Annotated in this window: 23 protein-coding genes; 5 read left to right on the top strand and 18 right to left on the bottom strand. The window is 69.4% G+C overall.

Annotated features, from left to right (window positions below; genetic code table 11):
- From KEG57_RS37250 to rpsL, 4 genes are all read right to left on the bottom strand, one after another.
- Window positions 1–897 (bottom strand): elongation factor Tu (locus tag KEG57_RS37250; RefSeq protein WP_272459383.1); only part of this gene is annotated, 897 nt, incomplete at its 3' end.
- A gap of 3 nt (window positions 898–900) precedes the next feature.
- Window positions 901–3,015 carry an elongation factor G gene (fusA, locus tag KEG57_RS37245; RefSeq protein WP_272425195.1) on the bottom strand — a complete coding sequence of 705 codons (2,115 nt, stop codon included), beginning with the start codon at window positions 3,013–3,015 and terminating at the stop codon, window positions 901–903.
- Between the two features lie 304 nt (window positions 3,016–3,319).
- Window positions 3,320–3,790, bottom strand: a complete 471-nt coding sequence (gene rpsG, locus KEG57_RS37240) for a 30S ribosomal protein S7 (protein WP_136932397.1) — start codon at window positions 3,788–3,790, stop codon at window positions 3,320–3,322.
- A 52-nt stretch (window positions 3,791–3,842) separates the two neighbouring features.
- Window positions 3,843–4,241, bottom strand: a complete 399-nt coding sequence (gene rpsL / locus KEG57_RS37235; RefSeq protein ID WP_136932396.1) for a 30S ribosomal protein S12 — start codon at window positions 4,239–4,241, stop codon at window positions 3,843–3,845.
- A 154-nt stretch (window positions 4,242–4,395) separates the two neighbouring features.
- On the opposite strand from rpsL, the gene KEG57_RS37230 reads away from it, so the two are divergent.
- A complete protein-coding gene (locus KEG57_RS37230; RefSeq protein ID WP_272425194.1) occupies window positions 4,396–5,211 on the top strand; it encodes a hypothetical protein in 816 nt (271 codons plus the stop codon).
- Between the two features lie 132 nt (window positions 5,212–5,343).
- Window positions 5,344–6,198, top strand: a complete 855-nt coding sequence (locus KEG57_RS37225; protein ID WP_272425193.1) for a hypothetical protein — start codon at window positions 5,344–5,346, stop codon at window positions 6,196–6,198.
- A 19-nt stretch (window positions 6,199–6,217) separates the two neighbouring features.
- Here KEG57_RS37225 and KEG57_RS37220 read toward each other — a convergent pair whose 3' ends face one another.
- The 9 genes from KEG57_RS37220 to KEG57_RS37180 form a co-directional block, all read right to left on the bottom strand.
- On the bottom strand, window positions 6,218–7,261 hold the full coding sequence (locus tag KEG57_RS37220; protein WP_272425192.1) for a hypothetical protein: 1,044 nt from the start codon (window positions 7,259–7,261) through the stop codon (window positions 6,218–6,220).
- A gap of 46 nt (window positions 7,262–7,307) precedes the next feature.
- Window positions 7,308–7,847: a hypothetical protein gene (locus KEG57_RS37215; protein WP_272459382.1), complete on the bottom strand. Its 540-nt coding sequence runs from the start codon at window positions 7,845–7,847 to the stop codon at window positions 7,308–7,310.
- 95 nt (window positions 7,848–7,942) lie between these two features.
- Window positions 7,943–9,568, bottom strand: coding sequence for a glycoside hydrolase family 57 protein (locus KEG57_RS37210; RefSeq protein WP_272425190.1), 1,626 nt, complete (start codon window positions 9,566–9,568; stop codon window positions 7,943–7,945).
- Between the two features lie 24 nt (window positions 9,569–9,592).
- Window positions 9,593–10,492, bottom strand: a complete 900-nt coding sequence (hemC, locus tag KEG57_RS37205) for a hydroxymethylbilane synthase (protein ID WP_272425189.1) — start codon at window positions 10,490–10,492, stop codon at window positions 9,593–9,595.
- Window positions 10,489–11,940 carry a glutamyl-tRNA reductase gene (gene hemA / locus KEG57_RS37200; protein ID WP_272425188.1) on the bottom strand — a complete coding sequence of 484 codons (1,452 nt, stop codon included), beginning with the start codon at window positions 11,938–11,940 and terminating at the stop codon, window positions 10,489–10,491. The genes hemC and hemA overlap by 4 nt, the downstream gene beginning before the upstream one ends.
- Window positions 11,941–11,947: 7 nt before the next feature.
- A complete protein-coding gene (locus KEG57_RS37195; protein ID WP_272425187.1) occupies window positions 11,948–12,820 on the bottom strand; it encodes a cytochrome C assembly family protein in 873 nt (290 codons plus the stop codon).
- Window positions 12,821–12,886: 66 nt separating this feature from the next.
- Entirely contained in the window at window positions 12,887–13,282 is a 396-nt protein-coding gene (locus KEG57_RS37190; RefSeq protein WP_272425186.1) for a hypothetical protein, read from the bottom strand.
- A gap of 66 nt (window positions 13,283–13,348) precedes the next feature.
- Complete coding sequence (pssA, locus tag KEG57_RS37185) at window positions 13,349–14,176, bottom strand: CDP-diacylglycerol--serine O-phosphatidyltransferase (RefSeq protein WP_272425185.1); 828 nt, start codon at window positions 14,174–14,176, stop codon at window positions 13,349–13,351.
- Between the two features lie 254 nt (window positions 14,177–14,430).
- The gene (locus KEG57_RS37180; protein ID WP_272425184.1) at window positions 14,431–14,865 is read right to left on the bottom strand and encodes a helix-turn-helix domain-containing protein; all 435 of its coding nucleotides are present in this window, start codon (window positions 14,863–14,865) and stop codon (window positions 14,431–14,433) included.
- Between the two features lie 303 nt (window positions 14,866–15,168).
- Here KEG57_RS37180 and KEG57_RS37175 point away from each other — a divergent pair, with 303 nt between their 5' ends.
- A complete protein-coding gene (locus KEG57_RS37175) occupies window positions 15,169–15,960 on the top strand; it encodes an alpha/beta fold hydrolase (protein WP_272425183.1) in 792 nt (263 codons plus the stop codon).
- Between the two features lie 22 nt (window positions 15,961–15,982).
- On the opposite strand, the gene KEG57_RS37170 is transcribed toward KEG57_RS37175, so the two are convergent.
- The gene (locus KEG57_RS37170) at window positions 15,983–17,524 is read right to left on the bottom strand and encodes an ATP-binding protein (protein ID WP_272425182.1); all 1,542 of its coding nucleotides are present in this window, start codon (window positions 17,522–17,524) and stop codon (window positions 15,983–15,985) included.
- Window positions 17,525–17,693: 169 nt separating this feature from the next.
- On the opposite strand from KEG57_RS37170, the gene KEG57_RS55860 reads away from it, so the two are divergent.
- Window positions 17,694–19,331, top strand: coding sequence for a HEAT repeat domain-containing protein (locus tag KEG57_RS55860; protein WP_272425181.1), 1,638 nt, complete (start codon window positions 17,694–17,696; stop codon window positions 19,329–19,331).
- Here KEG57_RS55860 and KEG57_RS37160 read toward each other — a convergent pair.
- The 4 genes from KEG57_RS37160 to KEG57_RS37145 are packed head-to-tail and all read right to left on the bottom strand — an operon-like array spanning window position 19,311 to window position 25,636.
- Window positions 19,311–20,387, bottom strand: coding sequence for a hypothetical protein (locus KEG57_RS37160; protein WP_272425180.1), 1,077 nt, complete (start codon window positions 20,385–20,387; stop codon window positions 19,311–19,313). The genes KEG57_RS55860 and KEG57_RS37160 overlap by 21 nt on opposite strands.
- The gene (locus KEG57_RS37155) at window positions 20,387–21,220 is read right to left on the bottom strand and encodes a hypothetical protein (protein WP_272425179.1); all 834 of its coding nucleotides are present in this window, start codon (window positions 21,218–21,220) and stop codon (window positions 20,387–20,389) included. The genes KEG57_RS37160 and KEG57_RS37155 overlap by 1 nt, the downstream gene beginning before the upstream one ends.
- On the bottom strand, window positions 21,217–22,146 hold the full coding sequence (locus KEG57_RS37150; protein ID WP_272425178.1) for an ABC transporter ATP-binding protein: 930 nt from the start codon (window positions 22,144–22,146) through the stop codon (window positions 21,217–21,219). Before KEG57_RS37150 ends, KEG57_RS37155 begins: the two co-directional genes overlap by 4 nt.
- Before the next feature lie 13 nt (window positions 22,147–22,159).
- Entirely contained in the window at window positions 22,160–25,636 is a 3,477-nt protein-coding gene (locus tag KEG57_RS37145; protein ID WP_272425177.1) for a CHAT domain-containing tetratricopeptide repeat protein, read from the bottom strand.
- On the opposite strand from KEG57_RS37145, the gene KEG57_RS37140 reads away from it, so the two are divergent.
- Window positions 25,635–26,579: a CE1 family esterase gene (locus KEG57_RS37140; RefSeq protein ID WP_272425176.1), complete on the top strand. Its 945-nt coding sequence runs from the start codon at window positions 25,635–25,637 to the stop codon at window positions 26,577–26,579. The two genes, KEG57_RS37145 and KEG57_RS37140, sit on opposite strands and share 2 nt — an antisense overlap.
- Window positions 26,580–26,610: the final 31 nt, after the last annotated feature.

Raw genomic sequence — 26,610 nt, 5'->3', positions numbered from 1 at the left:
ACCCGGCTTCGCGAGGACCTGGCCACGCTCGATGTCGTCCTTCTCGACGCCGCGCAGGAGGCAACCGACGTTGTCGCCCGCGATGCCCTGATCGAGCAGCTTCCGGAACATCTCGACGCCCGTGACCACGGTCTTGCGCGTGTCCTTGAAGCCGATGATCTCGACCTCTTCGCCGACCTTGACCACGCCGCGCTCGATACGACCCGTCGCCACCGTGCCGCGGCCCTTGATCGAGAACACGTCCTCGATCGCCATGAGGAACGGCTTGTCGATAGCGCGCTCCGGCTCCGGGATGTAGCTGTCGAGCGCGTCGAGCAGCTCGCCGATCTTCGCCTCCCACTTGGGGTCGCCCTGCAGCGCAGGGAGCGAAGCACCACGGACGACCGGCGCGTTGTCGCCGTTGAAGTTGTACTTGTTGAGGAGCTCGCGGACCTCCATCTCGACGAGGTCGAGCATCTCCGGGTCGTCCACCGCGTCACACTTGTTGAGGAAGACGACGAGGTAGTTCAGGCCGACCTGGCGCGCGAGAAGCACGTGCTCGCGGGTCTGCGGCATGACGCTGTCGAGCGAGCTGACCACGAGGATCGCGCCGTCCATCTGCGCGGCACCCGTGATCATGTTCTTGATGTAGTCGGCGTGGCCGGGGCAGTCGACGTGCGCGTAGTGGCGCTTCGGCGACTCGTACTCCACGTGCGCAGCCGCGATCGTCACCGTCTTGGTCTCGTCGCGAACGGTGCCGCCCTTGGCGATGTCGGCGTACTTGATCTCTTTCGCAAGCTTCTGCTTGGACTGGACCTTGACGATGGCCGCCGTGAGCGTGGTCTTGCCGTGATCGATGTGACCGATCGTGCCGACGTTCACGTGGGGCTTCGTTCGACTGAATTTCTCCTTGGCCATTGCCTAACCTCGCTGCTTGGCGACGATCTCTTCCTGGATCGCGACCGGGACTGGTGCGTAATTCGAAATCTGCATCGTGTGCGTCGCGCGGCCCTGCGTCTTTGAACGCACGTCCGTCGCGTAGCCGAACATCGAGGCGAGCGGAACCTCCGCGCGCACGACGCGCGCATTTCCCCGCTGCCCCATGTCGAGAATCCGCCCGCGACGGCTGTTCAGGTCGCCGATGACGTCGCCGAGGTATTGCTCCGGGCAAACCACCTCGACCGACATGACCGGCTCCAGGAGCACGAGGCCCGCGCGCTTGGCTGCCTCCTGGAACGCAATCGAGCCTGCCACCTCGAAGGCGGGGCCCGATGAGTCGACCTCGTGGTAGCTGCCGAAGTGCAGCCGCACCTCGACGTCCACCACCGGATAACCAGCGAGCACCCCGCGCCCGAGCGCGTCTCGAATCCCCTTCTCCACGGAGGGGATGAACTCCTTGGGGATGATGCCGCCAGTGATGTCGTTGACGAAGACGAACCCTGCGCCGCGTGGCGCAGGGCCGAGATCGATCTCGACGTGACCATATTGACCGTGCCCACCGGTCTGCCGGACGAACCGGCCTTCGACGTTGGTGACCTTGTGCGTCACCGTCTCGCGATAAGCGACTTCGGGCTTGCCGACGTTCGCGTCGACCTTGAACTCACGCTTCAAGCGGTCGACGATGATCTCGAGGTGCAGCTCGCCCATGCCGGCGATGATCGTCTGCCCCGTCTCCTCGTTCGTGTACGTCCGGAAAGACGGGTCCTCGAACATGAGCTTCTGGAGCGACACGCCGAGCTTATCGAGATCCGCCTTGGTCTTCGGCTCGATCGCGATGGAGATGACCGGGTCCGGGAACTCCATCCGCTCGAGGACGACCGGGTGCTTCTCCTCGCAGAGCGTATCGCCCGTGCGCGTGTCGCGTAGACCAACCGCCGCGTAGATGTTGCCGGCGTAGCAGGTCTTGACCTCTTCACGCTTGTTCGCGTGCATGCGCAGGATGCGCCCGAAACGCTCGCGCTTGCCGCGCGTCGAGTTGAGGACGCTCGACCCGCTCTCGACCGTGCCCGAGTAGACCCGGAAGTACGTGAGGTGGCCGAAGGGATCGTTCATCACCTTGAACGCGAGCGCGGCGAACGGCTCGTTGTCCGCCGCCTTGCGCGTCACCACCTTGTCCTTCTTGTCCGGATCCGTGCCCTGCACCGGCGGGATGTCGAGCGGCGACGGCAGGAGCTGGATCACCGCGTCGAGCAAGAGCTGGATGCCCTTGTTCTTGAACGCCGAGCCGCAGAGCACCGGCACGAGCTTGAAGCTCAAGGTGCCCGCGCGGATCGCCGCGTAGATCTCGTCCTCGGTGATCGAGGCGATGTCGCCGGCGACGAACTTCTCCATCACCGCGTCGCTCGCGTCCGCGCACGCCTCGATGAGGCGCTCGCGGAGCTCCTTGCACTTCTTCTCGAGATCCGCGGGGATCGCTTCCCACTTGTACTCGGCGCCCTTCGTCTCGTCGTCGAAAACCGCCGCGCGCATCCGCACGATGTCGATGACGCCGCGGAACTTGTCCTCCGCGCCGAGCGGGTAGTGCACCGCCACCGCGTTCGTGCCGAGCCGCTCCTTCATCGAGTCGACGCACATGTCGAAGTCCGCGCCGATCTTGTCCATCTTGTTGATGAACGCGATCCGCGGGACATGGTACTTGTCCGCCTGACGCCAGACCGTCTCGCTCTGCGGCTCGACGCCGTTGCCGCCGTCGAACACCGCGACCGCGCCGTCGAGCACGCGCAAGCTGCGCTCGACCTCGATCGTGAAGTCCACGTGGCCAGGCGTGTCGATGATGTTGATGCGGTTCCGGATCCCCGCGAACGGACCTTCCTTCGGCTCCCAGAAGCAGTTCGTCGCCGCAGCCGTGATCGTGATCCCGCGCTCCTGCTCCTGGACCATCCAGTCCATGGTCGCAGCGCCCTCGTGGACCTCGCCCAGCTTGTAGTTGACGCCCGTGTAATAGAGGATGCGCTCGGTCACCGTGGTCTTGCCCGCATCGATGTGGGCCATGATCCCGATGTTTCTCGTGCGCTCCAGGCTGTATTCGCGGGCCACTGCTTCCTCCTGCGGTCGGTTTGTCTCTGCTGATGTCTGAGGCGTCGGTCTCGGTTGCTCGTTTCGTCTGCGCCGTCGTCGCTCGCGCCGTTCGTCGCTTCGAACCCCGAACGCACGACACCCTCTCCAGCCCTGCCCGCCTCCGTTTGGCGCGCTTCGAGAACCTGGAGAGGGTGTCGGGGTACGTTCGTTGGCGGCGCGCCTCGCGCCGCCATGTTCGAGCACGTAACCCGATCCTTATGTCGCCTTCGCCATCTCGCTCGACGTATCTCCTGCCGTGTCCGACCGCTCTACGTGCTGGCGATCACCAGCGGTAGTGCGCGAAGGCCTTGTTCGCCTCCGCCATCTTGTGCGTGTCGTCCTTCTTCTTCACGGCGTTGCCGCGGTTCTGCGCCGCGTCGATGAGCTCCGCCGCGAGGCGCTCGCGCATCGTCTTCTCGCCACGCGAACGCGAATAGGTCACGAGCCACCGCATCGCCAGCGCCACGCGACGCTCCGGCCGAACCTCGACCGGGACCTGATACGTCGCGCCGCCGACACGCCGGCTCTTCACCTCGAGCTTCGGCTTGACGTTGTCGAGCGCCTTCCGGAAGACCTCGATGGGCTCCTCCTTGAAGCGGTCGCGGATGACGTCGAACGCTCCGTAGAGGATGCTCTCCGCCGTCGCCTTCTTCCCGCTCAACATGAGCGAGTTCGTGAACTTGGCGACGAGCTTGTCCTTGAACTTCGGGTCCGGAATGATTCTGCGCTTCGGAACTTCACGTCGACGAGGCATGGTGCTTCCTTCTGGCGGACTGTGATCGGGGGCTCTCGAGAGCGAGCAGCGCTCAGCTCTTCGGACGCTTCACGCCGTACTTCGAGCGCTTGCGGTTGCGGGTCGCCTTGTTGGTCGAGCTCGGCCCCGCGGCGCCCGAGGCGTCGAGGGTGCCACGCACGACGTGGTAACGAACGCCCGGCAGATCCTTCACGCGCCCCCCGCGGATGAGCACGACCGAGTGCTCCTGCAGGTTGTGCCCCTCGCCCGGGATGTAGCTCGTGACCTCCATCTGGTTCGTGAGGCGCACGCGACACACCTTGCGGAGGGCCGAGTTCGGCTTCTTCGGCGTCGTGGTGTACACGCGGACGCACACGCCACGCCGCTGCGGGCAGGACTTGAGCGCCGGAGAGGCCGTCTTGTAACGAGCGGCTTCGCGGCCGTTTCGGATGAGCTGGCTGATGGTCGGCATGGTGGTTCGTCTACCCGGAATCGGGGGACGCGGAGGATACTCGGCGAAGGGGCCATGTCAAGCCGTCCGAGAACGGACTTGCGGACCAGGTTGCTTTTCTTGCCCTGGATCCGAGGTTTTGCCTGATCGAACCCGCTTCGGTTAGCGTCGGATCGTGAGCAAAAAGCTTTCTCGTGCCCAGCGCAAGGAGACCCGAGCGCGCTCTGCACGTTCCCAGTCCGTCTCCACTTCGGTCCCGAAGCCCGCCCCGACGGCCAGCCCGGCGAAGCCCTCGCCGGCCGCCCCGAGCGGGACGAAACCCACGGAGTCCCCAAGCGCATCGAGCGTAGCCGCGCCCGCAGCGACGCGCCAGCCGACGAAGACCGCCCCGAAGAACACCTCGGGCGACACGAGCAAGAGCCCTGCGCCCGAGACGAAAAAGACGGAGAGCAAGGCCGAGAAGAAGCCCACGAAGGCAAGCGCACGAGCGGCCGAGGCAACGCCAGCGAAGGAGCGCGAGGAGAGCACGAGCAAGGCGATCGAGCCCGCGAAGAAGGGGCCGAAGAAGGAGCACGCGGTGCTCGTGCTGCTCGGCCTCGTGGCCATCGCGTTCGTGTTCGTCTACCTCGGGCGAGGCGGTTCGTCTCCGACGGTTCAGCCGGACAAACCCACCACGAACACGCAGGAAAAGAAGCCCGCGCCGAAGCCCGAGGCCCCGCCCGAGACGAGGCCCGCGTCGCTGCCGCTGCCTCCGATCCAGGCCGCGCCGATGGAAGCGCCGAAGCCCGCGGACGAGGTGCCGACGAAGGCGAGCGCCACGGTGACGGTGGAAGAGGCGCCCGCCACGAAGGAGGCGCCCGCCACGAAGGAGACCGCATCGAAGCCGGCCGCGGCCCCCGCGGACAAGCCGAAAGCCGCGCCGAAGAGCGGGACGAGCAAGGCCGCTGCGCCGAAGGCGCAGAGCCGCCCCGCCGAGGATGCCTACGAGTGATCACGGCCGCCCGCGCGAGCACGCTTGACGCGCCACGTGCATCTCGTTTTTCGTTATCGTAAAGCGAGCACAGCCGCGGGGCCTCGATTCCCCTCGCCCACGAGCCCCTTCCTTTCGAAAGGACAGTCTTCGATGCCCACGTTGCCGGATCCGGAGCTTTTTCGCGCGACGCCTCCCGCTCGCCGAACGCGCGTTTCCCTCGCGTGCGTCGCCGCCTCCGCGCTGGGTCTCTCCGTGCTTGCGGTGGGCCCCGCTGCGCACGCGAACGTACCGCCGGGACCGCCTCCGCCGAGCAGCGCACAGGCCCCCGCGCAGCAGCCCGCCGCGCCTCCGCCCGCCGCACCTCCGCCCGCGCCGAGCGCGCCCGCCGGCGCCGCTCCTGGCGCGCCGCCGCCGAGTGGTACGGGCGCAGCTGCGCCTCCGCCTGCGCCGCCTCCGCCCGCGGGATACGGCTATCCGCAAGGGTATGGCTCGCCTCCGCCCGGATACATCCCGCCGCAAGGTGGCGAGTACGGACCGCCTCCGCCTGGATACGGCCCGCCGCAGCAAGGGTATCCGTACGGATATCCGTACTACGGCCCGTACTACGGCGAGCCGCAGCCGCCGCCTCCGCGTTACGAGCGCAAGAGCACGCCGATGATGGTCGGCGGCATCCTGGCCACGACCGCGGGCATCGTCGGCGTGCTCGCCGGATCGGCGATCGCGAGCACCGCGGCAAACCAGATCCCGATCTACTGCGACTCGGATTTCGGCCCCACGATCTGCGAGACGCGCGCCGACGAGACGCAACAAGCCGTGGGCTACGCCATCCTGATCACCGGCGTCGTGGCGCTCGGCGTGGGCGTGCCGCTGTGGGTGATCGGCAGCAAGCGCGTGCCCGTGAAGAGCGACGAGACCACGCCCTCCACGACCACGCCGGCCGCGCCGCAGACGAGCCTGCGCCTGCTCGTGGGCCCGACGTCCGCGGGCCTTCGCGTCACGTTCTGATCACGTCGCGCCCGCGACGTCAGATGCAGTTGCCGCTCGCATCACACATGCCGATCGTGGCGCCCGCGGTCATGCACGCGGTGCCCTGCGGTTTGGGGGACGTCGACGGCGTGCCACCCGAACACACGGGGCCCGTGCAGTCGGTCGCGGTCGGATCGGGCGGCACGTCCATGTCGTCGGGCTGATCCAGCGTGCCGCCCATGCCGTCGCACACGGTGGTGCGGCAATCGCCAGGCACCTGCGTCTCCGTGACGACGTCAGTGCCCGGCAACGGCATCTGCACGCACGCGCCCGTGGAGCACGAGCTCGGCTTGCACGTCGTGGATCCGCCGCACGTGGTGCCGTCGGGTTGCGGCGTGTGGACGACGGCGCCGTTCTCGCCGCACGACTCGACGTCGCACTCGTTGGCGTCGGGCAAGGGCACGTCCAGCGGCGCGGGCGCCGGGACGATGAGGCCGTTCATGTCGCAAACGGCGCGCAGGCAGTCCCCGGGGTCAGCGTTCGAGACCTGCTTGCCGACGTCGATCTCGAGGCCACACGCATTCGTCGCGCCCATGGGGTTGCAGACGACCTTGTGACAGACGCCGCCCTGCGGGCATTGCTCCTCGTTGTTGCAGCCGACGCACAGACCGGCGGAACAGACGATCTGGTTGTTCGTGCCACACGGCGCGCCCTCCATCGCGGGATCCGTCGCATGGCTCGGCATGCCCCCGGTGCACGTGTCGAGCGTGCAGGGGTTGTAGTCGTCCGGTTTGTCCGTGTCGTCGACGACCTCCTCGATCGTGCCCTCGGCCGTGCACTGCTTGCGTTTGCAATCGCCGGGGACGAGGCCATCGAGGACGAGTTTGCCCGCGGGCGCCTGGGTCTCGACGCAGGCTCCAGCGACGCACGCGGCGGTCTTGCAAGGATCACTCGCGCCGCACTGCGCGTCGGTGGTACACGCGGGCGCCGAGCCGCCTCCCGACGACGACGACGCGGCGTTGCCGTCGCCTCCACCTCCGCACGCAGCCGCGAAGACGAAACCAGCGAGACCGAGCCCGAGCAGGTGATCGAAGCGAAGCATGATGCGATCGTCTCCGCGCGCGGCGATCGCTGTCAACTCGTGCCGCTCAGGGCGTCTTTCGCGCGAGGCAGGAGAGGACGTACGGGCCGCAGGAGGTCTCGACACACGCATCACACGCCGCCACGTCCGTCGCGGTGTTGCCGCACGCAGGGGTGAGCGAGCAGCTCGGGTAACACACGCTCGTATCGCTGCATCGGCACTCGTTGAGCAAGGCGTAGACGTCGACCGAGCTCGGGCATACCGCGACATCGACGGGCGGCTTCGCCACGCTCGCGCCGACGAGGTTCGCGCACGGGATGCACGGCCCGCCTGCGCCTGTGCCGCCTGCACCGCCGGCGCCGCCCATGCCCCCAGCGCCGCCCATGCCCCCAGCGCCGCCCATCCCGCCTGCGCCGCCCATCCCGCCTGCGCCGCCCATGCCCCCAGAGCCGCCCATGCCCCCGGAGCCGCCCGATCCCGCAGCGCCACCGCCCTCTCCGGCGCAGCCCTTCGCGGTCGGATTCGTGTCGCAGAGCGTGGCCCAGTCCGTCGCGTGGAAAAGATCACTGCCGCAGGCGAGCGACGCGACCGCGAAGCACGACGGCAAGAGGCAGGCAAAACGGGGCCAACTCGAACGAGCGCGCATCGCGAAGAGGAGCATCCGTGATCCAGGGGCGGCTCGACAAGGCCCAAGATGGCGCTTCACGCGTCGAACGCGTCGCGCAAGCGCTCGCCTTCAAGCTCGGCGAGGAACGGCGTCCGCTCACATGTCGCCTCGATCCACCGCGCCTCGCCCTCGCCGATCCAGTCCCGCCCCGCGAGTCGGCAGAGCCGATCCACACGGCTTGCGTGTGCGCGGACGCGTGCCGCCGCGTACGCCGCCATCTCGCCGCGCCGGATCATGAAGCCCCAGTCGCTCGCTTCCAGCAGCACGAGCTCGCGGATCGCCTGATCGAGCGCGCGCCCTGCGAGCCCGTCCGCCCCGCGCCGCGCCCGCACGAGCCCCTGTACGGTCTGCTCCGCGTGGCGCACGTGCCGCACGAGGTGCGCGGGCGACATGCCCTCCGTGCGGTCGGGATCGAGCGCGCGCCCGAGCCACGCCTCGCCGAAGCCCCCCTCACCCCACGACGAGGCCGAGGGCTCGGCGACCGTGAGTGCAGGCTCGGCCGCGAGGTAAGCGCCAAGCGTCACGGGCGCGATCTCGCCTGCGAGCTCCGCGTGATGCAGGGCGCGCAGCGCGTGTTCGAGGAAGATCGGACCTTCGAACCACCAGTGGCCGAAGAGCTCGGCGTCGTACGGCGCGACCACGACGGGCCGCGGTCCTCGGCCTTGCACGGCCCGCAGCGTAGCCGCCCTCTCTGCCACGAAATGCGCGGCGTCCGCGCGCGCACGCGCCTCGGCCGCGGCGGGATCCCAGAGGTCCTTGTGCGGCCCGGAGCCCGTGATGCGGTGGTACTTGAGGCCCGTCATGAGGCGCGTGCCCTCCGGGCCGATGTCTCCTGCGAGCGCGGCTTCCGGCACATCGAAGCCGATGTCGCGGTAGAAGTCGCGATAGTCCGCGTGGCCCGGATATCCCGCCTCGCGTGACCAGACTTCTCGCGAGGCCTGCGGATCACGGCCGAAAAACGCGACGCCCGCGGGCGAGAGGATCGGCGCGAGCACGCCGCGTGGAGGACGCGGCAAGGCGAGCTCGAGGCCGTGCGCGTCGAGCACCGTGTACCCCACGCCCGCCGCGGAAAGCTCCGGCAAGAGCGCTGGATCGTACCCACACTCGGGCAGCCACAGTCCGCGCGGCCTTCGCCCCGCGAGGGCCTCGAACGCGCGCAGGCCGAGTTTTACCTGCGCGCGCGCGGACGAACGCGTGAGCGCAGGCAGATATGCGTGCGTCACGCTCGTCGTCAAAAGCTCGATCGAGCCGCGATCCTCGTGGCCTGCAAGAGCGCCGAGCACGTCGCCGCCGATGCGCTCCCACGTCGCGCGCGTCGCCTCGATCCGCGCCCGGTAAAACGCCACGATCGGGCGCAGCGCCGCGTCGCCGCTCGTCCGCCGCTCTTCCTGCGCCGCGAGCTTCTCGAGCCGATCCATGTGCAGGACGAAGCGCTTTCGAAGCAGCGGATCGGCGAGCATCGCCGCGAGCGTCGGCGACACCGACACCGTCATTCGCGCCGCGATCCCATCCGCTTCGAGCCGCGCGAGCATGTCGAGCAGCGGCAGGTACGACTCCCAGAGCGCCTCGTGCAGCCATCGCTCTTCGAGCGGACGCGCATGCTCCGGGTGCCGCACCCAGGGCAGGTGCGCGTGCAGGACGATCGCGACGTATCCCAGCATCGGCTGCAAGTTAAGCGAGCGCCCTCAGGCGCGAAGGAGCTCCTGCCCGAGATCCAGCCCGACACGCGTCGCTTCCGCCGCCACGCTCGGCCACGCGACGCGACGCTCGCCCATCCGCGGACGCGTCCCGTCCGCCTCGGCGATCATGGCCCGGATCCAGAGCCCCTCGTCCGTGCGCACCGCGTGCGCCGCCACGGGCGTGCGGCAGTCGGCCCCGAGCGCGACCATCACGCCACGCTCGGCTGCGACACGCACGCTCGTTTCGGGATCGTCGAGCGGCGCGAGCGCGCTCTGCGTCTCCGCGTCGACCTCGCGGCACTCGATCCCGAGCGCGCCTTGCCCGATCGCAGGAAGCATCACGGCCGGATCGAGAATCTCGGTCGCGCGTCGTTCGAGGCCGAGACGCCGAAGCCCCGCGAGCGCGAGCACGATCGCATCCACGTGCCCCTCGTCGAGCTTGCGCAGCCGCGTGTCCACGTTCCCGCGCAGCGGCACGATCACGAGGTCCGGTCGCGCGAGACCAATCGCCGCAGCACGCCTGAGGCTCGACGTCCCCACACGCGACCCCGCAGGCAGCTCCGCGAGCGTCGCGCCCGTCCGCGTGATGAAGACGTCGCGCGGATCCTCGCGCCGAGGGACACACGTGATCACGAGCCCGTCGGGGATCACGGCGGGCACGTCCTTGTACGAGTGCACCGCGAAGTGCGCGCGCCCATCGAGCAGCGCCTCTTCGAGCTCCTTCACGAAGAGCCCCTTGCCGCCGACCTCCTGAAGCGGTCGATCGGTGATCTTGTCGCCCGACGTGACGACCTCGAGCTCGCCGACCGTCAGGCCGGGCGATGCCTCGACGAGGGCGCGCGCGAAGGCGCGGGACTGGGCGAGGGCGAGGGCGGAGCGTCGGGTGGCGAGTGTCAGGCGAGTCATCCGAGATCCTTTGCGCCCGCGACCTCGCGCGGGGAGGGTGATGCGAGCGCCACCGCGGACGACGAGCCCGCGGACGAAGCCTGCACAGGCGCGTGCGCCTTGCCGTTCGTGCCCGCGGGTGACAGCGAGATCGCTCCGTCGATCGCGCTGCCGTTGCCGCCTTCCAGGGAGATCGCCGAGATCGCCGAGAGGTCCAGGTCGAAGAGATCGTGCAAGGCCTCGACGTACCCCTCGGCGCGCGCGTCGCCCGCGAGCTCCTTGAGGCGCGTCACCGGCGCGTGGAGCAGCTTGTTCGTCGCGGCGTCGACCATGACGAGCAGCGCCTCTTTCTCCGCGGCGCCGAGGTGCTTCAGGCGCCCGGAAAAACTTCGCTCGAGCTCGGCGAGCAACACCGCACGCGTCCGGTTGAAGAGCCCCACGATCGTCGGCGTGAGCTCTCGTTCGAGCGTCCAGTGCTCGAACGCGCGCGCCTCCTCCTCGACGATCGCCTCGGCGCGCGCCGCCTCCGCGGCCCGACCTTCGAGCGACTGCGCGACGATCTGCGAGAGGTCGTCGACGTCGTAGAGGTAGACGCCGTCGAGGTCGTTCACGGCGGGCTCCACGTCGCGAGGGACGGCGATGTCGATCAAGAACAGGCTCTTGCCGCGCCGCACCTTCCGCACGCGCTTGACGAGATCCACCGTGATCACGGGCGTCGGGCTCGACGTCGAGCCGATCGCGATGTCGACCTCGCCGAGCGTCCGCTCGAGATCCGCCATCCCGCGCGGCTCGCCGCACACATCGGCCGCGAGCGCCTTCGCCCGCGCCGGGCTCCGGTTCAGCACGATGATCTTCGCGCCCGCCTTCGCGAGCAGCTTCGCCGCGGCCTCGGCCATCTCGCCCGCGCCCACGAGCGCGGCCTTGCGCCCCGCGAGATCCCCGAAGATCTCCTGCGCGAGATCCACGGCCACGCTCGACACCGACACCTGACCTTCGCCGATCGCCGTCTCGCTCCGCGCGCGCTTGCCCACGCGAACCGCCCTGAGCATCGCCTTGCCGAGCGTTCGTCCGAGCGCCTTGTTCTCCCGCGCGAGCTCGATCGCGTCCTTCAGTTGCCCCAGGATCTGCGGCTCGCCCACGACGAGCGAGTCGAGCGACGAGGCCACGCGGAAGAGGTGCCGCACCGCGTCCCCGCCCTCCTTGCGCCCGAGGTGTATCGCGACCGCGTCGCCGCCGATCGCCACGAGCGCGGAGATCGTCGCGCGGCTCGCCGCTTCGAGGAGACCTCCGCGCGGCGGCGCGGCGTACACCTCGACGCGGTTGCACGTGGAGAGCACCACGGCCTCGCCGATCGCCGGATCCGCGAGGAGCCGCTCGTAGAGCGCGGCAAGCGCGTCGCGTTGCACCGCCAGCCGCTCGCGCACCGCGATCGGCGCTGTCTTGTGGGAGAGACCAACGACGACGATCACGCTCGCCCTAGCCTCCGATCCTCGGCGAGCCGAGCTCGACCACGGGCCGCACGAGGTAGACCACGAGCACCGCGGCCACGCAGCAGAACCCCGCGATCGTCCCGTACGCTGCCCGCCGCCCGCGCCACCCTGCCGCGGCGCGCAGCAGCAGCACGGCCGCGATCACGAGCCACGTCGCGTACCCCAGCACGGCCCGGAGGATCTCCTCCACGGTGCCGCTCTCCAGGCTCTTCGCCCAGATCGTCCCCGTGAGCACGCCCAGGGTGAGCAGCGGGAAGCCCGCGACGAGGAAGCGGTGCACGGCCTGATCGAGGACCTCGAGCGGAGGCAGATTGCCGATCCGCAGGCGATCGGTGCGCTTCTTTTTCAGGCGCTTCTCCTGGATGAGGTAGAGCATCGCCGCGCCGCCCGCGAGCAGGAACAGCGCCGTCCCCGCGAGGTTCGCCAGCACGTGCAGCGCGAGGAACGCCGGGCTTATCGCGTGCGCGGGCGCCGGTTGGCCGAGGAAATACGTGCCGAGCACGAAGACGAGCCCGAGCGGCGCGAGCAAGACCCCGATCGCGTCGATCCGGACGCGACGCCGCGCCGGCAGGTACACGGCGATCGCCAGGATGGAGGCCATGGAGAGCGAGAAATGCACCGAGTTGACGGGGCACACGCGCGCGACGAGGCTCGCGAACGTCACGTACGCGAGGTGAAACGCCGCGGCCACGCCGAGGCTCATCGCGGCCCACGACGAGCGCCGGGGTGGCGGCACGGAGCCGATCGACGCGACGATTCGCGTCTCCTTGCGAGCGATGTCGAGGAAGAAGAGGGCGCTCGCTGCTCCGTAGAGCAGGACGGCCACGAAGAACGTCCCCGTGGAGAGAGCGCGCGTCATGGCGGGAGAAGGTAGCGCGTCTTGGGTGCGACGGCAGGCGGATGCGCGCCCTTGCCTATCGAATGATCAGAGCTTCGTGGCGAGGAAGGCCGCGAGCAGATCCTCGTCGGTCGTCAGGTTCCGGGTCTGCGACGGGGGCCCGCCGCGCTGGTGGTCCGCGAAAGTCCCGACGGGTGCGCCCACGAATCCCGGCACGACGTCGTACGCGTTGTCTCCGAGGATCATCGAGGTCTCCAGGATCTCCGCGCCAAGCTCGGCGAGGAAGGCCTTCGACTTCACCTTGCCGAGCAGCTCGTGGCTGTCGGGCGAGCCGCTGACCTCGCTCATGATGCGGATCGCCTCGATGATGCGGTATTTTCGCCCCTCGCTCTTGATCGTCAGCTCGTCGTTCTTGAGGTCGACCCTCTCCTCACCCAGCCACTCGTCGAGCGCGACCTGCGGGAAAAATACGCGATTCTTCATGGACGGCGCGCAGTCTACATGGTTCGGCCCTGCCGCAAAGTCAAAGCCGTTCCGAACGCTCCGGGGTCAGGTCGAGGCCGCGGGCGGGGGCTGGTTCGAATCGCTGGCGAGCAGGCTCGCGCGAAGGCGCCGGGGAAGGTGCCACAAAGACTCCAGGATCCCGATCGTCACGTAGCAACCGAGCAGCCACACCAGCACGAACGCCGGCTGCATCTTCAGGGACACGACCACGGACGAGCCCACCATGAACACGACGAGCAGGGCCGTCCGCGCGTTGAGCTTCACGTCCTTGAACGAGCGGAACCGGATCGTCGACACCATCAGCATCGACAAACCGATCGTCGCCACGAGCATCGGCACGGTGTACTCGGCGCGCCCGAGCATCCCGCCGGCCGCGTGGCTCGCCACGACGAGCGAGACGAGGATGCCCGCGGCGCCTGGGATGGGCAGGCCCACGATGTACTTCGAGGGCTTCGAGGGTTTGCCGTCGTCGCCGGTCGAGAGCACGTTGAACCGCGCGAGCCGGATCGCCCCGCACGCCGTGAACAGGAACGACGCCACGAGCCCGAGCGTGCCGAGCCGGTGCAGCGTCCACTGGTAGAGCAGGAGCGACGGCGCCACGCCGAACGACACCACGTCGGCGAGCGAGTCGATCTGGAGACCGAACGCGCTCTGCGTCTTCGTCGCGCGCGCGACGCGGCCGTCGAGCGTGTCGAAGAACATCGCGAAGACGATGAGCAACGCGGCGCGGTAGATGTCCGCCTCGCCTTGCGCCGTCGCCGAGGTCCGGATGCTGTCGAAGCCGCAGAAGATGCTCGTCAGCGTGATCATGTTCGGCAGCAAGAAGAGCGTCTTCTTGAGCTCGAATTTCCGCAGCCGGATGCCCTTCCCCATCGTCCCTCTCCTCCAGCGCATGAGGACGAGGAGCGTAACGACGCAGCGCGCGATAACGCAAGCAAAGCCCAAAGATCGGACGCAGATCGTCCGATCCTCGGAAGCGCGTTACGCACCGCGCGGTCGCTCGAGGATGGAAGTGGATACGACGCTTCGCACCCAGGCGACACGAGCGCCGATCGCTTGACGGACAGCGCGGACGCAGGATCGTCCGCGGGAGAACCAATCCGTTTGAGAAGAAACGAACTACGGACTCACGACGAGCGCTTCTTCTTCCGCGCCTTCGCAGGCGTGCTCTTCCGCTTGGCGGCCTTCTTCGGCGGAGGCGCCGGGGCCGCGGGCTCCTTCGTGGACTCGAGCGGCCCCATGTCCTTGAGGATGTCCTTCAAGAGCTTGCGGATCGTCCCGCGCCCGAGGTGACGCGTGAGGTCCACGAGCTTCTGGCGATCGCCCTGATCGGGGAACGTCAGGAGATCGAGCACGTCGACCTCCAGCCGCTCCGCGAGGACCCTCAGCGTGTGGATCGTGGGCCTCGCGAGCCCTCGCTCCAGGTTCGACAGGTGTCCCTTCGAGCCGAGCTCGCTCTCGAAGGCGAGCTTCTCCATCGTGAGGCCCTGCTCCTCACGAAGCTGCCTGATGCGGATACCAACTTGGAGAGCAAACGGATCGGGCTCGCGTCGTCGCGGCATTTGGGCACGGTACCCAAAGTCGCGCATGGACTGGTTTTCCTAGACAAACTTCGACAGAGACCCCGAAACCCGCCCCGCACGTCACCATCCGCCCCCGCTTTCCCGCGGCTTTCGGCGGCCGGCGCGCGCCCGGAGAGCCACCTCGCGCATCCATTGGGAAAGCGCGAACGAGCCGGAGGCGTCGTGAGCCTTCCGGCCAGGCAGGGATCGGGCACCAGGCGAAGTCGGTGGTTCGGGCGGACCGGTTCGGGCTCTTCCTGGGGAGGGCTCGGGGCCGGTTCGCGGCGTCGAGGAGGGGGACGGATGCTGTCGGTCGATGTGGCGCACGGGGTGGATGCAGGGATGTTCGTGCGGGACTATCACCCGTCCGCGCGGGGCACGCCGCTCGTGTACTTGCACGGGCTCGCAGGACACGGGCTCGTGTTCGAGGCGGTCGCGCTGCACGCGCGGCTCTCCGCGCACCGGCACGTCGTGCCCGATCTGCCCGGACACGGCCGGAGCGTCCCGGCCCCGCGGCCGGCGCCGCTCATGGCGTTCGCCGATCACTTCGCCCGGTGGCTCGGCGGTCGCTTCGGCGAGCGCGCCGTGCTCGTCGGACACGGCCTCGGCGGGACGCTCGCCACGCTCGTCGCCGAGCGACATCCGGGCCTCGTCCGCGCCGTCGTGGACATCGACGGCCCGAAGACCGTCGACGACTGCGCGAGCCTGCGCCCCGCCGCGGAGCTGACCCTCACCGATCTCGGCGGACCGGGCATCAGCGCGCTGCGCGACGCGGTGAGGCGCGCCTCGCGGACCACGACGACGGCCGACGATCCGGGCCGCGTCCCCTGCGACGCGCGCCTGCTTCACGCGTGGGGACGCGAGCTCGTGGCGCTCGCCGAGGACGGATCGCTCGCGTGGCGGCTCGCCCGTTTGTCCGTGCCCGCGCTCTTCGTCACGGGCAGCCGCGGCGGCGTTTCCCAGCGATCGCTCGAGCGCCTCGCCGAGGCGCGCGTCGTCGTCGCGGAGATGCCCGAAGCAGGCCCGTCGCCCTTCTTCGAACGCCCGCACGAGTTCGCCGCGATCCTCGGCGACTTCCTGCGTTTCAAATCCTGACGAGAAAACCGCGAGCGACGGATCACGCCCGCACGAGCACGATCTCGCGCCCGGCCGGCGTCTTCTCCTTCGCGGCGCCGAGCCGTTGCGAGACGGGCGAGACGCCCTTGCGCCGGTCGAACACGACGAGCCATCCGTCCTCGATCCCGAGCCGTGCGAGCGCCTCGTCGACCTGCGCGAGCCCCTCGGGGATCGGATCCGGGTCGCGGTCGCGACGCACCTTCACCACGAGCGCGACCGCGGCCCCGCCCTGACGGATGCACACGTCCATGCGGCCGCGGCCGATCGCGTAGACGCGCTCGATGAGGCCGCCGCTCTTCACGACGCGGTTCAAGAATGCCGTGAGCACGAGCGGCGAGAGCTCGCCGTAGGGCGCGCTCGAGAAGAGCGCATCGCCGTGACGCCGCCAGAAATCGAGGAACGCTTCGAGCAGCCGCTCCGCGTCGAGCCGCCCGTCGGGCCCGACCCACGCCGGCTGTCCGACCGGGAACACCGATCGCACCGCGCCCGGCAGGAGGCGCGCGACGAGCGCATGGAAGATCGGGTTCGCCAGCGCGACCGTTCCATCGGGCGACCGCTTCACGAGCCCGAGATCGATCCCAGCCCGCATGTCCTCGGCTGGCGGCTCGCGTGGCACCTCGGTGAGGATCTGCTCGAGCGCCGCCCGAAGTTTCCCATCACGCATGCGATCGCCGATCTCGTCGAGCATGCCGCCGCGTCGATCCAGCAGGAGATCCTTTGCCCGCTCGATGTCCACCGCCGTCAGCGGGCCCTTGCGGCCGTCGGAGCCCTCGATGATCCGCTGCACGAGCGCGTTCACGAGGAACGGATGTCCCTGCGTGAGCTCGTGGACGCGATCGACGGCGCCTGGCAACAGCTCGAGCCCTGTCCGCTCCTCGAGCCCTTGCAGCAACGTCTCCACCTCGCTCCGCGTAAAACCTTGGAGCGGAAGGACTTCGGCATCGAGGCCGGTCGAGCTCGCGGGCCCGCGGGTGCTCGACGGCGCCTGGCCGGCGTCGAGCTCGCGGGGCTCGCGGACCGAGGCGAAGCCGATCGACCAGGGGAAGGCGCGCGGGCGGCGCGGCTTGCCGGCGCGGATCTGCCGGACGAGCGAGGCGCGCACCTCCCGGGCCAGGCTGTCGAGGCCGTCGAGGAGGATGACGAGCGGCCGCGGCGCTTCCTGCGAGAACGCCGAGAGCGCGGCGCCGATGCGGTTTCCCTGGGGCGCGTCGGGCCAGCGCGGGACCGAGACGTCGGCGGGCAGGTAGGCGGCGAGGTCGTAGCGCCACGAGTCGAGCATCGCGAGCTCGGCGGCGTCGATGCTCGTCAGCGCGGCGCCGGGCTCGAGCGAGAGCACCGCGGCAACGTACTTGCCTTCACGGTTCAGCACGGAGGCGAGGTCGAGCAGCGCGGTCGTCTTGCCGGTCTGCCTAGGGGCGTGGAGGATGAAGTAACTGCCCTGCTCGATGATTTCCCGGACGCCGGGGACACGGGACAGCGCGGGGACCGTGTGGTGGCGCGCTGGATCGTTCGGGCCAGCCGTGTTGAAGCGGCGGGACATCATCGGAGGATCCCAGGGTGGGGATGGGGCGTCAAGCGAACCCCAAGGCGGGCATGGCTCGCGCTTGAAGGGTTCGCGTGTCGCCCGGCACCGTGATACGCCTGAACATCGAGCCCGGCCCGAGGCCCAGGTGCTCCCGGCATGGCGCTCCGGTGACCACACGCGCCCCCTCGTGTTCGACGTCTCCTCCCTGTGCTGGACCTCCCGTGACGAGGTCGGCGAACGACTCCTCTCCTGGCTCGACCTCCCGGGTCGCGTGGGCCTTCGTGCCGCGCGCCTCCTCGCGCTCCTCGCGCCCCCGTCGCTCGCGCCTGCGCTGACGCGCATCGCGACGGATCCCGCGCGTTCCTTCTGGCATCGCGGCTACGCGCTCCGCGCCCTCGCGCGGGCCTCGGTCGGGTTGTCCGACGAAACGTTCGCGCGCCTGCTCGATGAAGCTCTCATGGACGGCCCCAGGGCGCCGTTCCTCGAGCTCGTTCCGTTCGCTCGAAGTGGCGCGCGCCTTGCGGCTCTGCTCGCGCGGTTCGATCGGGAGACCCCTCTAGCGCGCCGCGCGTGGCTCAGGTCGACGTTCTCGCGCGTGGACAAACCTTGCGAGGAGCTCGAAGCCTGGCTCGTTTCGCGCTGGCTCGAAGACGTCGCGCAGCGCTCTCCCGACGAGGACGATGCCTCGCTCGCCTTCTCCCTCGCCGACATGTACCCGGAGACGCTCGCCGTGCTCGCGGCGTACCGGCGCGCGCGCCCCCGGGACGCCGAGCTTTTCGAGGACATTCGCCACTTCCCGGATCTCGCCAATCACCTCGACGACGAAACGCGCGCTGCCGCGGCCGCCGCCCTCGTCCTGCCCCGCCGGGACCTTTTGCGATTTTCGAGCCTCGCGAAAATCCGAAAGGCCGCGCGAAAGGCCGTCCTCGACCATAACTTCGCGCTCTTCTGCCCCATCGACAAACCGTGGACCACCTACGGATATCGTGGCGCCCTCGCTCTCCTGGAAGAGGACGAAAACGGCCCCGCGATGGCAGCCGACCTGCTCGCCCACGCGCGCCTCCACGAGGCTGCACGCGCCGATCTCGGCCTCGTTCTTTATCGACGCAAGCGGCGCATCGCCCTCCAATATCTCGAACAGCGCGGCGCCGCTCCGGAAAACCTCGAACTCGCCCGCGCACTCCTCCGCGAAATTGCCAAAAACCCCGACACGCGCGACAGGCCTGCGCTCCTCGCCGCGCTCCGTTTCCCCGACCCCGAGGCCCGCTTCCTCGCCCTCGACGTGCTCGACGCCGTCGCCGAGGACGGCCCCACCTTCCGCGCCGCGCTCGAATCTCTCGCCGAGGATCCCGACCCGTTCGTTCGTCTCCGCATGACCGGCGCCCTCGCATATCGTGGCCACGCCTCGCATGTGCAACCCCTCGTCGAGGCCGCTCGCTCCTCCGCCGACGCAATCCTCCGCGCCCTGGCCATCCGGCTCCTCGGAAGGCTGGACGAGGCCCCGGACCATCTCGACCTTTTCGAGCGCGCGCTCCTCGAAGATCACGCCGCCGAAGAACCCGACGGCCCCACGCCCGCCGCCGAGCAAGCCGCGATCGCCCTCGGCTGCGTCGGCCCCAAAGCCGTCACCGCCCTTCTCCGCGGCCACCTGCTCGCCCCGAGCGACGCCACGCTCGACGCCGTCGAAGCCGCGCTCTTGGTGCTCCTCGCCGAAATGGAAGGCGCGCCCCTCACGGCCTCGGCGCGCCGCCAGGAAATCACCATCCGCGACGGCGGACGGTGCACCTCCTGGTCGCCGTTTCGCTCACCGGGATGGTGGTGGTGACGGCGGGGCCGCATCCCGCTTGCGGCACGGCCCCATTTCTTTGAGCACGTCGAGCGGTAGCGCCACGTCCAGCGTGAATCGCCCGTCCCGCGGCTTGATCGTCGCGTAATCGAGCAGCTCCCGCAGCCGCTCGTCGCCGTCGTCCTCGGCGCCGGCGCGGGCCAGGCTCAAGGCCGCGCCCATCGATTTCGCCAGATCCCTCACGTCCTCCGTGTTCGAACCATTCACGTCCGCCACGATGGCCACGTCCTCCGACGTGTCCACGTGCAGATCCACGCGGTCGATCGAAGCCCGGATCCTCGCCGCGATCTCGCCCTGCCCCTCGGGCAACATGTCCGCGAGCTCCTCGGGCGAGATCACCCCGAAAATGTCGCCGTACACCGACCATTCCGGGATCGTCGACTCCCGCGGCGGGTTCTTCGATTCGAGCCTCTCGATGGCCGCCTCGATCTCCTTCAGGTCCGCCCCGGCGAGGACGATCTCGTTCCCCCACGTCGCGAACACCGCGCTGCCCTCCGGTTCCTGCCAGATCGAGCCCTTCTCGCCGAACGAGCGCTTCGGCCAGCCGCTTTTGTCGAACTTCGCCGTGCCTTCCGCGACCGATAGGACCGCCACCTTGCTCGACGACATCGCGATCCGATCGACGTCCTTCAAAAGATCGAGCCCGAACTTCTCCTCGAAAACGTTCCGGCCGCGTCCGGCGCGCTCGTTCCCGGCCTGCTCCGCCAGCATGCAATCGAGCCAGATCTGCCCGATCGGCGACTCCTTCAGCGCCGCGACCTCGAACACCACCGCGCTCTTGCCCTTCTCCATCGGCAGCGCCACGAGCAGCGGATCCCGCTTTCGCAGGACGCCCTCCTCCTCCCCGGGCCGCGGCGCCGCGGGCGGCAAGGTCCTCCGTTTTCGGTTGCGCTCCTCCTCCCAGGGCTTCGGGAACCGCGGGAATTCGGCTTTGAGCACGCGCTCGGGCTTCTTGGGTTTGTCCCCCCGCGACATCAAGAACGCCGAGAGCGCGAGGAGCGCGGCGAACGCGACGAGCCAGGCCACCCGTCTCATCAGAAATCCTTCCGTTCGAAGAGGTGAATGCCGAGCGAGAGCGCCGCGAGGCCAAAGATCACGAGCCCGAAAAGCAAGCTCGTCAGCGCGGCGGAATCAACGGGCTCGGCGCCCGCGATCTCCCCGGCCGAACGCGCGAGCGACGAAACCCGCGGCAAAAACAGGGTGAGTCCCCGGAAGATCGAGCGCGAGATCCCCGGATCAAAAAACTCCGAGATCCGCTCCCGCTCCCCGGCCACGATCCCGAGCAGGACCAATGCGCCCCCGGACGCCGCCGAGAGCGCCGCGCTGCGGGCCGCGATCGCGACCGTCAACATCGCGCCATAGATCGCCGAAAACGTCACGCTGGCGAGCAGCGCCGAGACGATGAGCCTCCCCGAATACACGCCCGTCTTCACGCCGAAGATCAAGACGAGCCCGCCCGCGCCATACAGCGCCCCGAGCAGCGCGAGCGCGAGCACGCCGAGGAACGTGCCCACGATGAGCTCGAATCGCCGCACCGGTAACGAAAGGAGGTGCTCGATCCGCCCCGGCGCGAGCAGGCTCGGGCCGAAATCGGCGCACGCGACCACGCCGAAAAGCAGGCCCCCGTAAAAGATCAGATACGACGACGCCACGAACACCGGTCGCAGGGCCACGTCGGCCGCGCGGATCTGCGTGTTCACCGACTTGCCGAAGAACCGCGTCGCCGCGAGCGCCCCGTCGACGACATCCATCCGGAGCGATAGCCCAATCACCACGAGCCCCAGGGTGATCCCCAGGCCGAGCGCGAGGAACCAGCGCCGCGACGCCGCCTCACGCAGGAGGTCTCTGGCCACGACAAACGATTTCACGCGTGTCCCCGCTCCCCGCCCTGGCCGAGCGCCTCCGCCAGTACGTCCTCGAGATCCCGCACGTCGTGCGCGAGCTCCACGAGCCGCGCCCCGGTGCGCCGCGCTTGATCCAGGAGATCGTTCAACGCCGTAGGATCCGGCGCATCCACCACGAACACGCCCTCGCCCTCCCCCGGCCGAAAGCCGAGCCCCTGAAGCGCCGCGACTTCGACGGGCGGGGCAAACCGCACGCGATACCGCGTCTCGCTCCCGCAGAGCGCCTCGATCGGACCTTCCCGGAGCAGCCGCCCGCCCGAGAGAATGCCGATCCGATCGCAGACGCGCTCCGTCTCCGAGAGCAGGTGCGAATTCAGAAACAACGTCGCGCCCCGCGCCCGCTCCTCCGCGAGGATCCGCCGGATCTCTGCCCGGCCGAGCGGATCGACGCCGTCCGTCGGCTCATCGAGCACGAGCAGCATCGGCCCGCCGAGCAGCGCCGCCGCGAGCCCGAGCCGCTGCCGCATTCCCTTGGAAAACCCCCCGATCCGCCGCCCCTCCTCGCCGGAGAGCCCCACCCGCCCGATCTGCCGCCGCACCTCGTCGTCGGCCGCGGGGATCCCTTTCAATCGCGCCACGCTCGCCAGGAATTGCACCGGCGTGAACGCGTGCGGCAAAAAGAGACGCTCGGGCAGATAGCCGATCTGGGCGCGCGCAGACGGATCCTCCGGGTCCTTGCCGAGCACCCGCACGACGCCCGCGCTCGGCCGCACGACGCCGAGCAGCGCCTTGATGAACGTGGTTTTTCCTGCGCCATTGAGCCCGATCAGGCCAAACGCCGCGCCCTCGGAGATCGCGAGATCCAGCCCCGCGAGTGCTTCTTTCCCCGCGCCTCGTGAAAAACCCCCGCCATAGGTTTTGCGCAGCCCCCGGGCCTCGATGGCCAGCATGGCCGAGACCCTATCACCGATGCCGGCGCCGCGCGACGAGCGCGAGGACCCCGAACAAGCCCACGAGCCCGAGCGGCCCCTCCCCCGTCGATCCGGGGAACGTGCACGTGCACCCACGCGGACCGGGCTTCACGGGCAGGATCCGCGGCTCTTCGTGGGGCGTTCGACGATCGCCCTCGACCTTGATCTCCGCGCCCATCGCCGACGGATCCCCGAACACGCCGAAGCTCGCCCAGAAATACGGGTGCGATGTGGGCTCGTCGGCGAGCATGGCGAGCTGCACGTCCCGGAGCGCGGGGCCCCGGCCGCTGCCCTTCGTGACGCGCTGGTAATAGCCCACCATGAGCCGCTGCGTCTCCTCGTCCGCGACCTTCCACAAGCTCGCGACGAGCGCCTCGGCACCGGCCACGAAAAGCGCGCGCCTGAGGCCGTACACGCCCTCGCCGCGCTGCACGTCGCCGAGGCCCGTCTCGCACGCCGAGAGCACGACGAGCTTGGTGCCCCAAAGATCGAGCGAACTCGCTTCGAGTGCCGTGAGGATCCCGTCCTCGCCGCCGCCGCCCTTTTTCGCATTCGCCCCCGCGAGCGCGAGCCCCGAGCGGAGCAACGGATCATCCGGCAGCCAGTCCGGCGACGGTTCGAGCTCGAGCCCACGTTCGCCTTGAGCCGCCGCCGCCGCGCGCGCCGCCGCGCCCTTCGCGGGCAGGAAAAACCCGTGCGTCGCCACGTGCACGATCCGCGGCGCGTGCACCTTCTTCAGCGTCGACTCCGTCGCCTCGAGGTCCACGTGCACCGCGGCGCCCGGCAGGATCGGGGCGAGCGCGCGCGCCTCGACCGCCGTCGCCGGCAGCGGCTCGAAATACGCCTTGTCGAGGCCCCGCGTCTTCGCGTCGGGTTTCTCCTCCAGCATCGCGAGCGCGCTCCCCGCCTGCTCGCGCTGCCCGAACGCGGGGTTTGCCACGACGAGCGCGCCTTGCCCCGGCGGCGCCGTCCGCGCGAGCCGCAAGAGATCCCGCCCGCTCGTGAGGTATGAGATCTCGTACCGCTTGACCAGGTACTGCCCGTCCTCGTCGACGAGCGCTGCGAACGGCACGAGCGAGAGCGCGCCGTCGGCCGCGATCATGAGCTTCGTTTTTCCCCCGAGCAGCGGCCGGATCTTCTGCATGACGAGCGCGTCGAGCGCACGCGCCGGCGGCTTCGGATCCTGGTCGAGTGACGCCGTGAGCGTCTCGCGCAGCGCCTTCGTCGCCGCCTCGATCGGCGCGCTCTCGCCGAGATCGACGAAGCTCACCTTCCCCGACGCATCGAGCACGTACGCCGCGAACCGCGGCGGCCCCTCGCGGCTCGGCAGATCCGCATCGGCCGAGCGCCGCGGCACGTACAGCGAGATCTCCACGAGCGCCGTCGCCGCGGGCACCTGCGCTTGCACGCGCTCGATCGTGACGGGCGTCTCCTCCGCGCGGAACACGTCGCTCCGCCCGCCCACCTTCTCCTCGATCGCCCGCGCCTTCTCCTCGCGCCGCGCGAGCTCTGCCTTGAACTCCTCGAGCGGCTGGCCGGCGGGCCCGCGCATCGCGAGCCGCGCGACCTCGCCCCGCGCCGCCGCGAGCTCGTCCGCGAGCTTCGCCTCCTCGGGCCCGAGCTTGCGCCGCAGGGCCGCGAGCGAGCCCGCCATCACGTCGAGCACGCGCCCTTTGCGCTGCAAGATCGTGGTCAGCGCGAGCTTCCTCGCCTCCGCGTCCGCGGGCATCACGCGCGCGTGCAGGCTCGTCAGGAAATCGGTCCCCGTGCGCATCGTCGCCACGAACGCGCGCTTCTGCGCCTCGGATCCACCCGCGATCACGAGCGCCGCTTGCCGCTCGCGGATCTCCGCCGCCCGTGTCGCTGCGCGCAGCGCAAGATCCAGCTTGCCCGTCTCGACGTACAGCGCGGCGAGCCCTTCGAGCGCGGCCGCCACCTTCTCGTGCCCGCCCCCGAACGTCGTTTCGAAGATCCCGATCGCCCGCTTGTAGAGCCCCTCCGCCTCGCCCGCGTTTTTCTGCCGCCGCGCGAGATCCGCGAGATCGAGCAGCGACGACGCGACGAACGGATGCTCCTTCCCGAACGTCTTTTCGCGCGCCGCGAGCGCCTCTTCGTGCAGCTTCTTCGCGCCGGCCGCGTCTCCGCGCATCTCGCGGATGCGCCCGAAGATCGCCCGTGACTCGGCGCGATCCGGGTGCATCGCCGGAAGCAGCTCGTCGCGGATCGCGAGCGCGCGCGCCGCGTGGGCCTCGGCTTTGTCGAGCTTCTGCGCGCGCCGGTAGAGATCGGCGAGGTTCTCCGCCACCTCGGCCACGGACGTGTCCTTCGGCCCGTTCGTCTTCTCGTAATGGGCGAGCGTGCGCGAAAGCAGCGCCTCGGCGCGGGAAAAATCTCCTTTTTGCGTCGCGATCTGCCCGAGGATCCACTGCAAGGCGACGCGCAGCTCCGGCGCGTCGTTTCCCTTTTGGGCATTCGTCTCGACGATCGCCTGCGCGCGGAGGAGCCTCGACTCGGCCCGGTCATACGCCCCCGTCTCCACGTCGAGCGCCGCGCGCAGCGCGAGCTGGCCCGCGTAGGAAAGGCTGTCTTCACCCCCTCGTTCCAGGGCGATGGCGACGAGCTCGTCGAGCACCACCTCGGCGCCTGCATAGTCCTGCAGGGCGACACGTGTCGCCGCGAGATCGCCCATCTCCGCCGTGGCGTTGAACCGAAACCCGCTCACGTCCGCGACGCGCTCGACCGCCTGCGCGCGGATCGGCTCGGCCCGCGTGTACCGGCCGGTGTCGTGGTACAGCCGGCCGAGGTTCACGAGCAGATACGGGTACGGCTTTCGATTCCGCGTGACGTTCTCGCAGATCTTGATCGCGCGGAGCAACATGGCCTCGGCCTCGTCGTACCGCCCGAGCGCCTTCAACGAGTCCGCGATCGCCGCGATCGGCCGGATCACGTCTTCCCCCTCCACGCCGCGGCTCGACTTCACGCTGATGGCGATCTCGCGCTCGAACAGCTTGATGGCGCGCGCGTGCTCGCCCCCGTCTTGCAACGCCTCTGCGAGCTCGTGGATGCGATAGCGGAGATCCGCCTCGTTGTCCGCCTTCTTCTCGACGAGCGCGACGAGCTTCTCGCGGTAGGGCACGGCGCGGGTGTACTGCTTCTTCCCCTCGTGAATCTCCGCCACCTGGCGCAGGCTCATCTTCGTCCAGGTGCTCTCGGGATCGATCTTCTCCCGGATCGCGAGAGCCTTCAGCGCGGGCGCGAGCGCCGCGTCGTATTGCTTCTTTTCGAGCAGCCGCTGCGCCTCGATGGCGAACTCCTGCGACTCCTTCATCGCGGCCAGCTCCGCGCTCGTCAGCGCGGCTTTCGGGGCAACGTTCGGCGGCGCGCCCAGGGCCGGAGCCGCGGCGAGCGTCACCCCCGCGAGGAGGAACACCGAGGAGATCCGATGGAACGTGCGGTAAGCTCGCGCCATGACGCGCTTCTACCCCTCCCTTGTCCTCGCATCCATACCGTTCATCTTTGCCCTGGCCTGCGCCTCGAATCCTTCGGGGTCGAGCGGCGCGGCCGGCGCCGGAGGCACCGGCGGCGCGGGGGGCACCGGCGGCGAAGAGCCGGGCGAGCTCGTCGTCGGCGGCGATCGTCCCGTCACCGTCCACGTCCCCCCCGGCCTCGACCCTGCCAAACCCTCCCCGCTCGTGATCCTGCTCCACGGCTACGGCGCCTCCGGCTTCGTCCAGGAGCTTTTGTTCCAATTGAAGCCCGAGGCCGACAAGCACGGTTTTTTGTATGCGCATCCGGATGGCACGGTCGACGCGAGCTCGAAGCGCTTCTGGAACGCGACGGACGCCTGCTGCGATTTCGGGGGCGTGGGCGTCGACGACGTCGCCTACCTCTCGGGGCTCGTCACCGAGATCGGAGAGCATTACAAGGTCGACCCGAAGCGCGTGTATTTCCTGGGCCACTCGAATGGCGGCTACATGTCGCACCGGATGGCCTGCGACCGCTCGGATCTCATCGCCGGCATCGCGAGCCTCGCGGGCGCGACGTGGAGCGATCCGGCGAAATGTCCGGCGGAGAAACCCGTGGCGGTGCTGCAGATCCACGGAACGGCGGACGACACCGTGCTCTACGACGGCGAGGCCATCATGGGCGTGACGTATCCGGGCGCCGTGGCGACGACCGAATCATGGGCCCAAAAGAACGGCTGCGCGCTCACGCCGACCGCGGGCGAAGCGCTCGACCTCGACGCGACGATCGAAGGCGCGGAGACGAGCGTCTCGAAATACACGACGGATTGCAAGGCGGGCGGCGCGGCCGAGCTCTGGACGATCGACGGCGGGACACACGTGCCTGGACTCGGGCCAAATTTCGCCCCGAAGGTCGTGGAGTGGCTGCTCGCGCATCCGAAGCCTTGACCTCATCGCGAGGCGTCGCGCCGGGGCGCTG

Source organism: Polyangium jinanense, assembly GCF_028435365.1.
Note: the sequence above shows the minus strand (reverse complement) of the source record. Positions and strands in the feature narration are given on the sequence as shown.

Coding starts and splice junctions, on each gene's coding strand:
- rpsG (WP_136932397.1), bottom strand. CDS start 3,790: ATGCCTCGTCGACGTGAAGTTCCGAAGCGCAGAATCATTCCGGACCCG.
- rpsL (WP_136932396.1), bottom strand. CDS start 4,241: ATGCCGACCATCAGCCAGCTCATCCGAAACGGCCGCGAAGCCGCTCGT.
- KEG57_RS37225 (WP_272425193.1), top strand. CDS start 5,344: ATGCCCACGTTGCCGGATCCGGAGCTTTTTCGCGCGACGCCTCCCGCT.
- KEG57_RS37220 (WP_272425192.1), bottom strand. CDS start 7,261: ATGCTTCGCTTCGATCACCTGCTCGGGCTCGGTCTCGCTGGTTTCGTC.
- KEG57_RS37210 (WP_272425190.1), bottom strand. CDS start 9,568: ATGCTGGGATACGTCGCGATCGTCCTGCACGCGCACCTGCCCTGGGTG.
- hemC (WP_272425189.1), bottom strand. CDS start 10,492: ATGACTCGCCTGACACTCGCCACCCGACGCTCCGCCCTCGCCCTCGCC.
- KEG57_RS37195 (WP_272425187.1), bottom strand. CDS start 12,820: ATGACGCGCGCTCTCTCCACGGGGACGTTCTTCGTGGCCGTCCTGCTC.
- KEG57_RS37190 (WP_272425186.1), bottom strand. CDS start 13,282: ATGAAGAATCGCGTATTTTTCCCGCAGGTCGCGCTCGACGAGTGGCTG.
- pssA (WP_272425185.1), bottom strand. CDS start 14,176: ATGGGGAAGGGCATCCGGCTGCGGAAATTCGAGCTCAAGAAGACGCTC.
- KEG57_RS37180 (WP_272425184.1), bottom strand. CDS start 14,865: ATGCCGCGACGACGCGAGCCCGATCCGTTTGCTCTCCAAGTTGGTATC.
- KEG57_RS37175 (WP_272425183.1), top strand. CDS start 15,169: ATGCTGTCGGTCGATGTGGCGCACGGGGTGGATGCAGGGATGTTCGTG.
- KEG57_RS37170 (WP_272425182.1), bottom strand. CDS start 17,524: ATGATGTCCCGCCGCTTCAACACGGCTGGCCCGAACGATCCAGCGCGC.
- KEG57_RS37160 (WP_272425180.1), bottom strand. CDS start 20,387: ATGAGACGGGTGGCCTGGCTCGTCGCGTTCGCCGCGCTCCTCGCGCTC.
- KEG57_RS37150 (WP_272425178.1), bottom strand. CDS start 22,146: ATGCTGGCCATCGAGGCCCGGGGGCTGCGCAAAACCTATGGCGGGGGT.
- KEG57_RS37140 (WP_272425176.1), top strand. CDS start 25,635: ATGACGCGCTTCTACCCCTCCCTTGTCCTCGCATCCATACCGTTCATC.
- KEG57_RS37145 (WP_272425177.1), bottom strand. CDS start 25,636: ATGGCGCGAGCTTACCGCACGTTCCATCGGATCTCCTCGGTGTTCCTC.